Origin of the sequence: Corynebacterium aquatimens (genome assembly GCF_030408395.1) — a bacterium.
Taxonomy (GTDB): Bacteria; Actinomycetota; Actinomycetes; order Mycobacteriales; family Mycobacteriaceae; genus Corynebacterium; species Corynebacterium aquatimens.
The window spans coordinates 2267255-2283753 of the sequence record NZ_CP046980.1 but is presented as its reverse complement, the minus strand read 5'-3'; the positions used below and the strand labels follow the sequence as shown (position 1 = coordinate 2283753).

Genomic DNA, 16499 nt, shown 5'->3' with positions numbered 1-16499 from the left:
TCGACATGAACGTCGAAATTGGGAGTTTCATGTCGAAAATTCCGAAAAAATTCGACATGAAGTTTGTGGGCCGCTAGCGTGAAGTCATGGCGCACTCAGGACCTACGCCGTCATTCGACCCTACGGTTCCATACAACGATTTACCGCCGCTTCCACCGCCTGGTGAGATTGAAAATGCCCGGGTGCTTAAAGCGGTGGTCAACGCATCTCGCGAACTGGCTGCTTTGAACATGGCGTGCGAGCTTATCCCAAACCCCGATGTGATCACATCGACGATTCCTCTCCGCGAAGCGCAGGCTTCGACGGAGATTGAGAACATCGTTACCACCAACGATGAACTCTTCCGTGCGAACTGGCAGATTGATGCGGAACCATCACCAGCAGCGAAAGAAGCGTTGCGCTACAGTTTGGCTCTCCGTCGTGGCGTCGAACTCACGCAGAAGTACGCGGTTTCGGAAAAGCTCGCTATTGAGGTGTGTTCAGCGCTTCAAGGACATCAAGCTCAGATTAGGTCCACGCCGGGAACATTCATCGGGGACCCCGTCGCACAGAAAGTGCGATACACGCCGCCAAGCGGCAAGCAGATTATTGAACAGCACCTCAGTGCATGGGAGCGTTACCTCTACTCAGAGCATGGTCTCGATCCGCTCGTGCTCATGGCTCTGGCCCACTATCAGTTCGAAGCTATTCACCCGTTTTACGACGGTAATGGGCGGACTGGCCGTATCCTGAATATCCTGCTTCTCCTCCAAGAAAGAGTGCTCAACCTGCCGGTGTTGTACATGTCAGGGTTCATAGTGGATAACAAATCCAAGTACTACGAGTTGCTTACCGGAGTCACGGAGCGTGGCGAGTGGGATAACTGGATCATCTTCATGGTTTCGGCCGTCGAAAAGTCAGCGCGTGATGCGCGTGAAATGATCATCGATTTGCGCACCGCTCAAGCGGATGTTGAGGCCCAGATTCGTCGCGTGGGCATCTCGGCTGCCCATGAGCTTGGGAATCTCTTATTTGAAAAGCCATACGTCCGAATTTCGGATCTTGAAGAAGCCAAACTTGCCCATCGCCAGACAGCGTCCGTGTGGCTCTCGAAACTGGTGGACGCGGGTGTACTTGAAGAGACTAAGGCCGGGCGTTCCAAGGTGTTTGTAAACACTGTCGCCCTGGAGATTCTTACTCGCAGGTAACCGGTCCAACCGTCCACAATCTCTGGCCGTTCGATGTAGCCGACCCTGCCCCGACATCGCGGTCGGCCTGAAAGTCGCAGAGCGGCTTCGAGCGGGGTCGGCTCACGCGACGCGGGGTCCCTGCTCCCGTTCCACGCGCTCGCTCTGGCGTTAGGTCGGCCCGCACCGCCACCTGTTCATGTCGAACCATTCGACATGAATGCCGAGATCGGGAGTTTCATGTCGAAAATTTCGAAAAATTCGACATGAACAGTCGGATTTTTCACTTCTTGTCGAACGGTTCGACATGAAGGACACCTTTTGGTTCGATTGGGAGCGTAGGTGGCCCGCCCGCACCGTCACTGCGCCCGGCCGCACCCCACACGTTGCGCTGGCTCCGCTTCTGCCAACCCCTGTCTCGCTTTCTGAGAAGTGAATGGCGATCGAGCTATTTGTCGGAGTGATCGAGACGTTTGATTCTTGATCGAGCCCTTGGGTGCAAAACCCCAGGTGAGATTCTGCGGGAATACAACGGCTCGATCAGCGCGCGCAACGGCTCGATCGGCGGATGGAAGACGGGCTAGTTCTTGAGTGGCTCGGCCACTCAGCGATAGTTGACGTGGAAACCCGCAGGTCGCGGCCGGGCAATTTCCTTGAGTGGTTCGGCCACTCAGCGGAATGGGGCCCGCATGCATGGGAAAGCCCGGCTAGCAGGGAAGCTAACCGGGCTGGGGCCGCCAAGCTGCGGCTAACCGCCGAGATTCAGCAAACCGCCGAGGCAGCAGGGGCAGCTAAGGCGGGCGGCCGACTGGGGGCAGGCGGGACGCGGGGCCGCCCAGCGCGGGGGCCGGGGCAGGCGGCCGGGCGGGGCGGGGCCGGCGGGGGGCAGCCCGCCCCTGCTCAGGCCCTAGTACCGGATACCGAACTGCGCGAGGTACGCCTTGGTGCCCGGGTGGTTGGCAAAGCCCAGGAGGCCGGCGATCAGGAGGATGACGCCGGAGACGATGCCGACGATCTTCCAGGTGCGGTTGACCTCCTCGCGGGTCTTGTTCAGGCTGGAGCCGCTGGAGCCCTGCTCAGCGCCGTCGCCGTCGCCGTCACCAGCACCAACGCCAGCATCGTTACCAGCACCGCCACCTGCATTCACGGTGACCTTGGTCTCCGGACCGGCGGGGTTACCGGCGGCGTCCAGGACGGTGGCGATTACTTCGTGCTTGCCGGCCTCCGGGAAGGTGTGGGTCCAGCGAGCGGTGCCGTCGGCTTGGATGGGGGCTTCGCCGATGAGGGTGCCGTCGGGAAGCGTGAAGCGCACCTTGCCGCGGGTGCCGGCCTTGACCTTGGAGCGCAGGGTGACGGTCTGGCTGCCGTCGGCGGCCGGAGCGGATGCGGTAGCGGTGATCTGCGGCGTGATCGGGCGCGGTGCGCCGACGGCCACGGCTACGGTCGCTTCGGTGCCGGCCATCGCATTGGGGTTGGCCGGGGTGAACACGGCGCGCAGGTTGTGGGTGCCCTCCGGCAGGCGGACTTCCTGGCTGGCCTTGCCGTTTTCTACGGTCGCGGCGCCGAGCTGCTGGTTGCCGTTGTAGAACTCGACGCGGCCCGCGATGTCGGCGCGTTCAAAGACTGCGGTGACGGTGATGTCGTCGCCGCCGCGCACGTCTTGCGGGACGTCGAGGGTCATGTACGGCTCGTTGTAGTTCGTTTGCGCGCCGCCGTTGCCGGTTGCGGTGATGGTGCGTGTCGCCTCGGCGGTGGAGAATTGCTCGTCGTCAGGCGTGAACACGGCGCGGATGGTGTGCGAGCCGGCCAGCAGGGAGATCGGCTTCTTCGCCCGGCCCATGGAGACGCGGACGGTGCCCAGGGAGCGGTCGCCGTCGAAAAGCTCGACGGTGCCTTTCGCGTCGTTCGGCGCGACTCGGATGTCAATCGGCACGAGCTTGCCGGCCTCAACGCTGGCGGGCGCACTCAGGGAGATGGCGGTCTCCACGCCGAAGGTTTCGCCCTCGTTGATCACGGTCAGCGGGTACGTTGCGGTTGCTTCGGCGTCTGTCGCACGCTGCTTATCGACGGAAGTGAACACCGCCCGCAACGGGTGCTCCCCGAGTCGGTCGAAGCTGTGAGTAATGGTAGCGGTGCCGCCGTCGGTGTCGGCGCGGCCGATTTCGGTGTCGCCGTCGTAGAAGACCACGGTGCCTTGTGCATTATCCGGGGTGACGGATGCGGAAAGCTTGACGTCCTTGTTGATGACTGCCGAGCGCGGCGGGGTGAAGGTCAGCTCAGTGGTAGCCGCCTCGCGGTCCTTGACCGTGATCGGGCGCGACTTTTCCTCGCGGGACGGACCGTAAGCACCGGCCTTCGACGGGGTGAAGATGGCGCTGATCTGGTGCGTACCGGCCTCCGGGAAGGCGTACTCGATGGTTGCGTTGCCGTCTGCATCTACGGTCTTCTCCGCGATCTGCACGCCGCGGTAGAGGAAGCTGATCTTGCCCGGCAGGTTGCTCGGGGAAGCGGAAGCCTTGATGGTGACTGGCTCGTTGGTGAACGCATCGCGCGGTGCCGTGATGCGGACGGAGGTAGCCATGTTGTCTTCGCCGGTGACGGTGATTGACTTATCCGCCTCGGAGCTGGCCCAGCGGTTGGGGTCATCTGCCGTGAACACGGCCTTGATCTTTCGGCTGCCTGGCGCGAAAGAGGTGGTGAAGACGGCCGTGCCCGTTTGGACATCCACGTCCACGGGGTTCTCGTTGAGCTTGGTGGTGCCGTCGTAGAAGTCGAAGGTACCCTGAATGGTCTCGGTCGAGTTCCTGTCGTATGGGGAAACGGATGCGGTAAAGGTGACGTTCTCACCGGCCGGCGCTTCGGACGGGCTTGCATCGAGACCAGCGCGGGTCCTTTCCGCAGGGGCGGCTTCCACGGTGATCTTGCCGGTGGCGTTGGCGGGGGACCACTTAGTATTTGCATTCGGGGTGAAGGTGGCTACGATCTCACGCTCGCCAACCTTCTCGCCGATGATTTCAAATGCGGCCCTACCGTTTATAACGTTGACGGGCTCGCCCAACTGGACACCGTTCTCACTGAACGTGACGGTGCCGCGGACGTCGGCTGGCGTTCCGTCGATAGTGCTTGACGGTCGGACATCGGCGTAGAAGGTTTTCTTCTCACGGGTCTTGATGGTCGCAGTCGGCATTGTGACCCTGACGCCCGCGCCCTCAACGTCCAAGGTTGTGTCACCGTAGCCGCGGTTGTAGGCGCTTTCGCTGCTTGCGTCGGGGACGAACTCAGCGGTGATCGCCTTGGCACCCGCGGTCTGCGGGGTGTAGTTAACCTTGGTGGCGCCGCGCAGAAGCTCAGCCTCACCAACCTTGTCGCCGTCTGCGTAGAACACGATGGATCCAGAAACGCTGGCCGGGTTCATCGTGGCGCTGAGCTGCACTTGTTGGCCGGCGCGGGTTTTCGCCGGGTTCGCCGTCACAATAACTTCAGGGGTGGACTTATCAGCCGAACCCACGGAAACGGTAGTGGTGGCTTCTGAGGACCTGTACACCAGCGGGTTGTCCGGTGTGAACTCTGCGCGCACGGAGTACGTGCCAGCGGGGCGCGTGCCGCTGATGGTTGCCTGGCCGGTGGCTGGGTCGACCTTGGCGGCGCCGGAGCTTTCCGTCCCCATGTAGAACTTCACGCTACCGGTCGCCGACTTGGGGCTGACGGTGGCGGTGAGGGTGACGGTTTCTCCTTCCTTCTTGCCTTGGGTGGCGGTAAGCGTCAGCTTGGTATCCTGCGCCGGCGCCTGGTTGATGGTCACGGCGCCCTCGCTCTTGTTCTCCGCCCACACGGAACCCGGGGCCGGGGTAAACACGGCCTCCACGGTCGGGTTGTCGGTGCTGTTGAACACGGCGTTGTACAGGGTTGCCCTGCCCTGCGTAACCGAAACCGGGTCACCCAGCTGGCGTCCGTTGTGGAAGAAGGTCATGGTGCCCTCGGCGCGCGACGGGGAAATAGTCGCGGTCAGGGTGCCGGGCTTGCCGGTTTGGAACGTCTGGTTCTCTTCAACCTTGATGCTCACAGGCGCCGCGTTAACAGTCAGCTTCATGTTGGATGCGCTGGCGTTATGCGTGTCCACGCTGGGCACGAACTCCGCGGAAATGGTGATCTCACCAGGGGCTTCCGGGGTGTACTTCTGGCTGACTTTGCCGCCATCGACGGTCAGCTCAACGCGACGTCCCTTCGAGTTGCTCAAGATCACCTTGCCGGGCACGTTTGGGGTGACGTTGACGGTCACGTCCATCTGCTCGCCAGCGGTAGCAGGGTTCTTCGACACAACGATTTCAACTGAAGTGTCGGTCTTTTCCGTGGATCCCACCGCAAACGAGTGCGTTGCCTCGGAGCCTGTGTACCCCGGGGCGGAGGGGGTGAACTTTGCGCGTAGGTTGTGCGTTCCTTCAGCGAATTCGCCGGTCCACGTTGCCGTGCCGTCGGTCGTGTTGACGTTGCCTTCGCCGAGCTTGGTGTCACCGTTGAAGAACTCGACCTTGCCAGCCACCTTTTCTGCAACGGTCGCGGTGATCGTGTGGCGTCCAGCCTTCGCGTTCTGCGGTGCGGTGAGCGACAGGGTGGTCGCCTTCGCCGCCTTCACGTCGATCGTGCGGGATGTTTCAGAGCCACGCTTAGCGACGCCCGAAGCTGGCGCAAACACCGCCCTAACATTCTTGGTTCCCGTCGAACCCGGGCTGTAGTCCCTGTTCACCTCGGTGTTTGCCTCGACTGGGATCGGATCGCCCAGCTTCGTGGTGCCGTCGTAAAGCTGCACCGTGCCCTTGGCATCTGCCGTGACTTTGAGCTGGACCGTCTCACCCACGAACGCGCTCGCCGGCGCGTCCAGCGTCACCACAGCTGCGGGCAGGTCCCTGCGCGGCGGCAACTCCGGCTTCTCAATCTTGAATGCTGCGGCATACATTGGTTCAAGAACGTGCAGGTTGTTCCTGTACTTGAAGGATGCGTATTGCGGGATGTGGACACCCGGGGTGTCAGGAGCGACAAACGAGGCGTGTAGGTCGTAGGGGTAACCCTTCGCAGCGTCGTAACGGTAGCCGGTAGTGTCCCCGAGCCCCTTGGGATTAGTTTGTAGGCCGACGTAACCCTGGTTGATCTTCGGGAACTTGCCGTCCTGGAACGTCTGGCCCCACACAGGGTAAATGCGGGGGTTGACAGTCGAGCCGCCGTCGCTGTCCTTCTTGATCTGCTGGTCGACTCCATCTTCCGTTCCCACGGAGAACACGGCGCGGTTGTAGTCCCAGCCAATGCCATCCTGGTTGTACTTTTTGGCAGTGCCGTCAATGTAGGTGGAACCAACCGGCGGATTGAATCCGTATTCGTAGTAGCGGCCAAAGTTCGTACCAGTCGACGGTCCTTGCGCGACCGTCATACGCCCGCGGATGGTGTACTCATCACCGGGATTGAGGGCCAGTGGGTTGCTCGTGGAGTGCGTCTGCACGTTCGCAACCTCATCCTCCGCGACCCTGCCCTTGGTGATGCCGAAGTTGGAGTAGGTGTCCAGATCCTGGGTCTGCCCATTCGTGCCGTCGAGTCCGGCATCGTTCATCTGCACCTTTTGCGGCAGGGGCGTGTCAAAGTTTTTCGTCCCGTCGACGTACGGGTTGTAGTCAACGTTGTCAATGTTCACAACGTATCGCGCAGTCACGGTGTGCTGACCAAAGGACTTCGGTCCGAACGTGGCCTCGGCCTTTCCGCTGTTGTCAACGTTCGCGCGCTCGACCTCCTTGTTGTCCAGGTAGAAGACCACCGTTCCGCTGGTAGCGCCAGGGACGGTCGCGGTGAACTTCCCATTCGCAAACGCACCGGTATTCAAATATGCGAGGACATTCGGGCCCTCGAGGGCGACGGTCGGCGCCTGCTGCGCCTGCGCCACTGCTGCAGACAGGATCGTGGTATTCGCAGGCGTGACGACGGGGGCAATAACCGCCAGCGCAGTAAGACCTGCAATAGCGGTACGGATCGGGAAACGCTTGGCCATGACGGGGCTCCTCGTGTGGTGACGACTCTGGAATCTCAAATACAGATTCAAATACCGATTCAAATTCAGAATCGATTACAGAATCGATTACAGATTTAAATACAGTTTCAAATACAGATTTCTGCCAGGGTTGTCAGTAAACGGTTATATTCCAGAGAAATAGTAGTGCCGTCACCACACTTCCCGCACGCTGAAGAATTGATCTCACCAGGGGATTCACAAATGTTCCGCTGAGGTTCATGTGTCGTTCACCTCGATGTCTAATCCGCACCCAACCCGCACCGCACCCGCACCCACCCGCGCCGCACCCCAACCGCACCCAGGTGTCGAGCCGTCGATCACAAACACCCCAGGTGTCGAGCCGTGAACAGGGGAAATGCAAGCGTGAATATTAACGGCTCGACACTTCTCAGATTGCGGCGCGGCGCGGCGGTTTTAGCGCGCGGCGCGGCGGGGCGCTAGAAAAACGTCCGCTTGGGTCCCTGCTCGGTTGCGAGGATGAGTGAGCGGACCATCGCAGCAACGCGTCCGTCGCGGATGTCGTTCCAGGTCACGCGCAGGAAGACATATCCGCGGTTTTGGAGGCCGCGTTCGCGGGATCGTTCGTCGATAAGCGTTTGAAGCGGCTCGCCGAAGTCGCCGCGAAGCTTGCCGGCGCCGTCGAATTCGATGGCGATGAATCCGTTTATAAGCATGTCTACGCGTGCGCGGCGGATTCGGCCGGTGTCGTCGGCCCATTCGATGGTTACTTGGTATTCGATGCTGATGATTCCGGGCAGGTTCGCTTGGATAATTTGGTCCCGCCCGAGTGTTTCCAGTGCGCTTTCAGATGTCGCGACGGAGTAACGGATGAGGCTCCGGAACGGTTTGATGCCGTTGGCCTGCGGGAGTTCGCTGGCGCGGTCGAGGAGGCGTTCGGTGGTCAGCATCGGCCATTTCTGCCGCGCGGATTCCATGGACACAAGCGCCGCGAGCCGCCCGTAATAGCGGTATGTGTCCAGCAGCATCTGTGTCACGCTGACGTGCGCGACACCGTGCGTTGTTCCCACGCGGGAGGGATCGAAACCTCCGCTGCGATACACGGCTCCTTTACTGTTGCGTGTCTGCCGCCCGGCGTTGGTCCCGCTGCGCCGCTTCAGATCAGCGTGTCGCACCCACATCTCCGTGGCCACCCCCATCAGCACGGCGGCCGCAGGTCCTGTGACTACGCAGTTGCGGGTACGCGCGTAAACATTCTTAATCAATTCAAGTTCCCCCTCTTTATTCATAGAGCCAATTATCGACGACCGCCCCCAACCCCTCATCCCCCTTCCGCACACTATGGTGTGCACGTTTCCGTTGAATAGCTGATGTTCCTGTGTTAACGCGCTGTTAAGCGAGCTACCTCACCGAATGAAGTGGGGAATTCGCCCCAGATACATAAATGATGATGCATCAATAAAAGTTAACAAACGGTGAACTTCAACTGGGAAAACCATTTTGAGGGGTGAACTGTTGTGTCAACAACGGTACGCTGTCTCTTATCCATCACTCACCTCCCTCACATACAAGGAGTTTGAATGTCTACCTCGTCCCCCAAGAAGCGCCGGAACGTCAGCCTGCTGGCAGGTATCGCGGCAACGTCGCTGACAGCTGGTCTGGTGCTGATCCCACAGGCAGATGCTGAAACTAAAACTAACCTCAGCCAGCCACTCGCCTGCAACCTGCAGCTCAAAGACCCGGGGGCTATCCCGTTGGGCCAAGCCTCTGGTGTCGAGGGTGTCTACAACGCTGCTAATAAGCAGTACAGCAATTTCAAGATTACGATGGCCAGCACTTCGGCACCGGATACAGTGGCACCCGGTGAAGAGTTTGAATACGTAATTAACGCCGGTACGGTTGGCGTTCCTGCGCAGATCAAGGCAGCGGTGACGGCAAATGTTTCGCGCGTTAGCCAGCTCAATATGTGGTACGAGTTGCCTGAGAACGCTGAGTATGTCAGTCACTCCCAATCAGGCGGGCTAGCTGACGTCAAGGTGGAGAAGGTTGGAAACAAACTGCGCATCTGGATTCCGGAACCACTTAAGGGAAGCAAGGATGTGACCAAGTGGACCAAGACCGGTAAGGGCGATTACGTCCACGGGGGCGCCGAAGCAACCAAGTCTGGGGACTACTTCAACATCGCGATCCCCAAAGTAACCATCAAGCTTAAGGCAACCGGTGAGCCTGGTTCGACGATCCAGGCTGGGTTCCCTAAGGTAGACGCGGACAAGTTCGGTTCTGACCTCCCGATTCAGTTCTACGCGGACGCGAGTGCGAAGCTTGTGTTTAGCAGCATCAGTGCTAACGGCTTTATCCGCTGTGGCCTGTCGGAGGATGACACCTACTGGCCGCGTGAAAAGAATGGCACGAATCTGCCATCCGATAAATTCTCTGCCGTTTCGATCGTTGCTCCGGAGAAGACACCGGATAATGAGGCCAACGACCCGAAGGCGAAGGGCGCTGTCACCATCACCGAGGGCGATGCACTGCCGGACGCTAAGGCTCAGATCGCAGACTTCGCTAACCTCCCGGCTGGCACCACGGCTGCGTGGGCAACCACGCACACGAACGTGGGCGACAACCAGGACGGCAAGATTACAGTCACCTACCCGGATAAGACCACGGACACCGTCGCCATCAAGGTGAACGTGAAGAAGAAGGCTACCCAGGCGGAGACCTTCGAGCCGCAGGCCAAGGGTGCTGTCACGATCACCGAGGGTGACGCGCTGCCGGACGCTAAGGCTCAGATCGCAGACTTCGCTAACCTCCCGGCTGGCACCACGGCTGCGTGGGCAACCACGCACACGAACGTGGGCGACAACCAGGACGGCAAGATCACCGTCACCTACCCGGACAAGACCACCGACACCGTTGCTATCAAGGTGAACGTGAAGAAGAAGGCTACCCAGGCGGAGACCTTCGACCCGCAGGCTAAGGGCGTTGTCGAGATCACCGAGGGTGACGCGTTGCCGAAGGCTGAGGATCAGATCGCTGAATTCGGCAGCCTGCCCTCTGGTACTAAGGCAGCGTGGGCGACAACGCACACCGAGGTGAAGGATGGCCAGGCCGGAAAGATCACCGTCACCTACCCGGACAACTCCACCGACACCGTGAGCGTCACGGTGAACGTGAAGAAGAAGGACGACAACCTCAAGTACGACCCGAAGGCGAAGGCGCCTGTCACCATCATCGAGGGCAAGCAGCTGCCGGAGGCTAAGGACCAGATCGCGGACTTCGGCGACCTGCCTGCTGGTACGACGGCGGCATGGGCTTCGGAACACAAGACCGTTGGTGACAACCAGCCGGGCAAGATCACCGTCACGTACCCGGATGACACCGCGGATACCGTTGAGATCGTCGTAAACGTCAAGGCGAGCCTCGCATCGCAGAATGACCCGAAGGCCAAGGGCGCTGTCACCATTACCCAGGGCGACGAGCTGCCCACGGCAGCGGACCAGATCGCGGACTTTGACAAGCTCCCGGCGGGTACGAAGGCTGAGTGGACCTCCACACACACCGAGGTGCGCGACAACCAGACGGGCACCATCGAGGTCACCTACTCCGACGGTTCCACGGATACGGTGAGGCTTGCCGTCAACGTGAAGGCCGTGTGGGAGCCGCAGGGCAAGGCGAACGTGACCCAGGTCAAGACCGGCACGGCGATTTCTGACGAGGATGCGAAGGCGCAGATCACTAACGCCAACGACGCGCCTGCTGGAACCACGTTCGTGTGGAAGACGAAGCCGGATACCACCACGGCCGCGGAGAACGTCGAAGGTGTCGTCACGGTGACGGTGCCGGGCAAGGACGCGGTCGACATTACCGTGACGTACCTGGTCCAGGACGAACTGACCTGGCTGCCTCAGGCGGATGAGAAGACCAAGAAGGTTGAGGTCGGCGCGAAGATCGACGCGACTGACGCCAAGGCATGGATCACCAACGCCGATGCCGCCGACGCGCCGCAGGACGCTACCTACGAGTGGGTAGAGACGCCAGATACCGCCACACCGGGTGAGAAGACCGGCACGATCAAGATCACAGCTGGCGAAAAGACCTACGAGCGCACGGTGAAGTACAACGTCGTCACTGTCTACGCGCCAAAGGCCGTGGACAAGCAGGACGTTGAGATCGGCACGACGGTGGAGAACAACGCAACCACGGCTGAGGCACACGTTGCCAACGCTGCGGACGCGCCGTTCGGCACCACCTTCGAGTGGGTGAAGGTCCCCGCGACCGACAAGGTCGGCGAGTCCAAGGGCACCATCAAGGTCACCGCGCCGGACAAGGACGCGGTCGAGCTCGAGGTCGTGTACAACGTGACGTCCTCCTACGCACCCACCGTCAAGCAGGGTGCAGAAGTTGCCATCGGCACCGAGATCAAGCCGGAAGGCGCCAAGGCCCTGATCACCAACGCCGCCAAGGCCCCGGCTGGCACCACCTTCGAGTGGGGTACCCAGCCGAAGACCGACAAGGTTGGCGAGGCGAAGGGCACCATCAAGGTCACCGTTCCGGGTAAGGACGCCGTTGAAGTTCCTGTGACTATCAAGGTCACCTCCACCTACATGCCGGTGAAGAAGTCCACCGCAACCGAGGTTGAGCAGGGTGCGTCGATCAAGGACGAGGACGCGAAGGCACAGTTCACCAACGCGGACCAGGCACCGGCAGGCACCACCTTCGCTTGGAAGACTAAGCCTGTCACCACGGAGGCTGGCCCGACCACCGGTGTTGTCACGATCGCCGTTCCGGGTGCGGAACCGCAGGACATCACCGTTAACTACACGGTGAAGGCAAAGAGCAGCCAGCCGGATCCGGAGAGCCCAGCGCCCACCACGACTGTGACGGAGACGGAGAGCACCTCCACCCCGCCGACCACGACGGTGACGGAGACGGAAAGCACCGCGACGCCGACGACCACGACAGTGACGGAGACCAGCACCTCCACGTCGCCGACCACGACTTCGACGTCGACGACGACGGAGGAGCCAGCACCTGCGCCGACCACCGATAAGAAGGTCACCGTCCTGGTCAAGGGCGCTAACGGCCAGGCTGCGTTCAAGCCGGGCGACACCCTCACGGTGAACGTCAACGGTGTGGACAAGGAGCTCACTGTTGGTGCGGACGGCAAGGTTGAGATCAAGGACGGCGACCTGCCAGCAGGCATTGAGAAGTTCGAGGTCAAGGTCAAGGACACCGAGGGCAAGGAATCGATCTGGACGGTCGACCTGAAGAAGGGCACCGCAAAGAAGAAGCTCTCCACCGGCGAAATCGTTGGTGCAGTGCTGGGCTCCATCTTCGGAATCGCTGCGATCGCGTTGAGCTTCATCCCGATCCCGGGCATGAAGGAGGCCATTACCAACTTCCAGAAGCAGGCGGGCTTCTTCAACCCTGAGCTCGCAGGCATGGTGGAGAAGGCACAGCCGATCGTCGGTAGCCTCGCTGGCATTGCGATCCTGGGTGGCGTGCTTGGCACGACGCTCGGCGGCAAGGTCGAAGTGAAGGTCGAGAACAAGTAATGACCCGCAAGGAGCAGTCGCGCGCTTAGCGACGATCCTTTGAGGACGATCCTCTCAAAGACCGCATTCCCCTCCGACAGTAGGTCGGGGAGGGGATGCGGTCTTTTTGCGCGCAAACAAATGCTTGACGTGAAAACCGATTGAATTCGGGATGAACTTCCTCTGTGAGTCATGGCAAGGGGGCTGTAATTATCTGACAACGGCGTTACGGTTTTCGGTGAATAGGTTTCATCTACTCGCTTCATCTCATCTCGCAACGAGGAGTTTTTAATGTCCGCAAACTCGAAGGCAACCCGCCGCAACATCGGACTGGCAGCTCTGGCTGCTACGTCCCTGACCGCTGGTTTGGTTGTTGCTCCGCACTCTGACGCCCAGGAAGTCAAGACCACCCAGATGAAGGTGGTCATGGGCTGCAACCTGCAGATCAAGCAGGCTGACGTTCCGCGTGTTTTCCGTGGTCTGCTCGGTGGCGCTGAGGGCGTCTACAACGGCGGTAGCGATAAATACAACATGATCCGCTTCGCGCCGTCTGTCACCGCGCCGGTTGAGGTCGAAGAGGGCAAGCAGTTTGATTACGTCGTCGAACTCGGCAAGGTCGGTGCACCGGCACAGATCGCGCTTGCATCCGTTCAGTCCGCTGACCAGATGAACGTCTGGCTGGACCTGCCGCAGAACGCAACACTTAACGAGGTCGTTCTGACCGGTGGCGACCCGAACGTTACGTACAAGGTCGAGGGCAACCGCATCCGCCTCTTCCAGGAGGGCGGTGCTGACGTCTCCAAGTGGACCGAGGCCGGCGAGGCTCAGTGGGTTCACGGCGGTCTGAAGACCAAGCGCGAGCAGGTCAACGGCATCGACCAGTTCGTCGTGGATTTCCCGAAGGTCACCCTCAAGATGACCCCGAAGGATGGCACTGCTGGTCAGGAGGTCGCACCGTACCTGGACCGCACTGACCCGAAGGCATTTAGCCCCAAGGCTTTCGCGCAGCTTTACGCTAACGCCAACGCTGTGGGTCAGAACGCCAACGCTTTCGTGCGCTGTGGCCTGTCCGAGACCGACACCACCGGTGGCGACAACAAGACTGAGAAGTCGGACCTGTTCCCAAGCGTGAAGGTCAAGGAAGCTAAGCAGACCGAGGCCGCGACCACCACCCCAACCGCTAAGGATGCGGTGACCATCACCAAGGGCGACGCACTTCCTGACGCTAAGGCACAGCTCAGCGGTGTTCCTGCGAACGCAACCGCAAAGTGGACCACCACTCACACTGAGATCGGCGATGACCAGAAGGGTGGAATCAAGGTCACCTACGCTGACGGTTCCACCGACGATGTGAACATCACGGTCAACGTCAAGCGCGCCCTGACCCAGGCTGAGCAGTTCGATCCGAAGGCGATCCAGGATCCGAAGCCCGTTTACTACCAGGGCGAGCCACTCCCGGCTGCCAAGGACAGCGTTGTGGAACCCGACGCGCTCCCGGCTGGCACCACGTTCGAGTGGAAGTACCCAGCAAACAAGATCGGTGAGAACCTCACCGGTACCGTCGTGATCACCTACCCGGACGGCTCCAAGGACGAGGTCACCCGCCCGGTTGCTGTTCGCCCGAAGAAGACCCAGGCTGATGAGAACGATCCGAAGCCGATCACTGAGCCGCGCCTGAAGTACACCCTCGGTGACCCGGATCCGGATCCGCGCGAGCGCATCCAGGACTTTGACAAGCTGCCTGCTGGCACCACCGCCGCATGGACCTCCGCTCGTGGCAAGGTCGGTCCGAATCTGACCGGTATCATCACCGTGACCTACCCGGACGGTTCTAAGGACGAGGTCCGCCTCCCGGTCGATGTTTCCGCTGCTTACGCACCTCAGCCCAAGGCAAACCCGACCGACGTTGCGGTTGGCGCTGATATTGCCGACGAGGACGCTAAGGCTCAGATCGCTAACGCCGATAAGGCTCCGGAAGGAACGACCTTCACCTGGAAGACCAAGCCGGCTACCACCACCGCTGGTGTTGTCACCGGTGTTGTCACCGTCAAGGTTCCGAACAAGGAAGCCGTTGATGTCGAGGTTCAGTACGAAGTCATTGCTGCCGACGACAACACCTGGCGCCCGCAGGTAACCACCGAGGTCCAGACCATCGAAAAGGACACCGACACCGCGACGCTGACCGACTCTGACGCCAAGAACCTCGTCACCAACTTTGATGACGCGCCTGCTGACGCAAAGGTTGCGTGGAAGACCAAGCCGGACACCTCCAAGGCTGGCGCTACCACCGGTGTCATCACCATCACCACCGGTGAAGGGGCAGACGCTAAGTCCGTCGACCGTACGGTTCGCTTCAACGTGACTGAGACCTACAAGCCTGAGGCGAAGAAGGACCTCAAGGTTGAGATCGGTACCGAGATCAGCGACGACGCTGCCGTGGCAGCTATCGCAAATGTTCCGTCCGCACCGTTCGGCACCGAGTACAAGTGGTCCAAGAAGCCGGATACCTCCAAGGTCGGTAAGACCACCGGTACCGTTGAGGTCTCCATCCCGGGTGAGGCTCCGCAGCAGGTGCGCGTTGAGGTCGTGACTGTTCCTTACGAGGTCACCTCCTCCTTCGAACCGAAGAAGAACGACACCCCGGCTGACGTTGCCTACGGCACCGACACCTCTAAGTGGGGTGAGGACGAGGCCGCTTCGATGATCCAGAACGGCATCGAGGCTCCGGAAGGCACCACCTACGAGTGGGTCACCAAGCCGAAGACTGACGCAGAGGGCAAGCAGACCGGCACGATCAAGGTGACCGTCCCCGGCCACGTTGATCCAGAGACCAACGTGGCAGCCGATAAGGTCTTCAACGTCGACGTTGAGATCAACGTCGTTGATGCTCCGGTCGAGGTCGAGCCGTTCGTCGCTAAGCCTGCTGAGGGCCTGAAGGCAAAGCAGGGCCACTTGGTCAAGGACATCCACGCACGCGAGTCCATCGCTAACAAGAACGACGCTCCGGAGGGCACCACCTTCGCCTGGAAGGACAAGCCGAGCACCCAGAACATCGGTCCGAACACCGGTGTTGTGATCGTCAAGGTTCCTGGCCAGGACAAGCAGGAAGTGACCATCAACTACGTCATCGAGCCGCGCGATCCTGAGACGGCGTCTGAGAAGCCGAAGGAGATCAAGAAGAGCACCCTCCGGATCAAGGTCAAGGGCGCGAACGGTGAGCCGAAGGCTAACGCTGAGGTCAACATCAAGGTCAACGGTGTTCCGTTCACCCGCGTCACTGACGCTAACGGTGAGGCAACGATCGAGATCGAGGAGACCGCGAACGTCAACGTCGAGTACGACGGCTCCAACTACTACGTCGACCCGGCCAACGGTGCTCAGATTAAGGTCACGGAGGACGGCAAGCCGACGCCGGGCACCATCGCCGGTGCTGTCATCAGTGCGCTGCTCCTCGTGGGCGCTGTTGTCCCGATTCCGGGTCTGAAGGACGCGATCACCAACGTTCAGAAGCAGCTGGGCATCTTCAACCCGCAGATCGCTGACATCGCTGCTAAGGCGCAGCCGGCGGTATTCGGAATTGCAGGTATCGTCGGTCTGGGCCTGACGCTCAACGAGATCTTCGGCAAGAACAAGCTGGGCAAGACTGAGAACAACAAGGAGACGATCACCGTCACCATCGACAAGACGACTCAGAACTAAGAGCATTCGCTCGCTTATCGACGAGCTCTTCTAACCGCTGTGCCCTCGGACCTAGTCCGGGGGCATTGCTCTATTTCGGGGCTTTATTCC

Annotated in this window: 5 protein-coding genes; 3 read left to right on the top strand and 2 right to left on the bottom strand. The window is 60.5% G+C overall.

Going from position 1 to position 16499, the window contains the following annotated elements; all coding sequences use genetic code 11:
• Positions 1-86 precede the first annotated feature (86 nt).
• Positions 87-1187, top strand: a complete 1101-nt coding sequence (locus CAQUA_RS10160) for a Fic family protein (protein ID WP_231375553.1) — start codon at positions 87-89, stop codon at positions 1185-1187.
• 886 nt (positions 1188-2073) lie between these two features.
• Here CAQUA_RS10160 and CAQUA_RS10155 read toward each other — a convergent pair.
• Both CAQUA_RS10155 and CAQUA_RS10150 read right to left on the bottom strand, forming a co-directional pair.
• A complete protein-coding gene (locus CAQUA_RS10155; RefSeq protein WP_196825225.1) occupies positions 2074-7197 on the bottom strand; it encodes an Ig-like domain-containing protein in 5124 nt (1707 codons plus the stop codon).
• Positions 7198-7655: 458 nt separating this feature from the next.
• Positions 7656-8465 (bottom strand): hypothetical protein, encoded by an 810-nt coding sequence (locus tag CAQUA_RS10150; protein WP_196825226.1) that lies wholly within the window; start codon positions 8463-8465, stop codon positions 7656-7658.
• Between the two features lie 291 nt (positions 8466-8756).
• On the opposite strand from CAQUA_RS10150, the gene CAQUA_RS10145 reads away from it, so the two are divergent.
• Together CAQUA_RS10145 and CAQUA_RS10140 are read left to right on the top strand one after the other, a co-directional pair.
• A complete protein-coding gene (locus CAQUA_RS10145; protein ID WP_196825227.1) occupies positions 8757-12731 on the top strand; it encodes a Rib/alpha-like domain-containing protein in 3975 nt (1324 codons plus the stop codon).
• A gap of 270 nt (positions 12732-13001) precedes the next feature.
• Positions 13002-16409 (top strand): Rib/alpha-like domain-containing protein, encoded by a 3408-nt coding sequence (locus CAQUA_RS10140; RefSeq protein WP_196825228.1) that lies wholly within the window; start codon positions 13002-13004, stop codon positions 16407-16409.
• Positions 16410-16499: the final 90 nt, after the last annotated feature.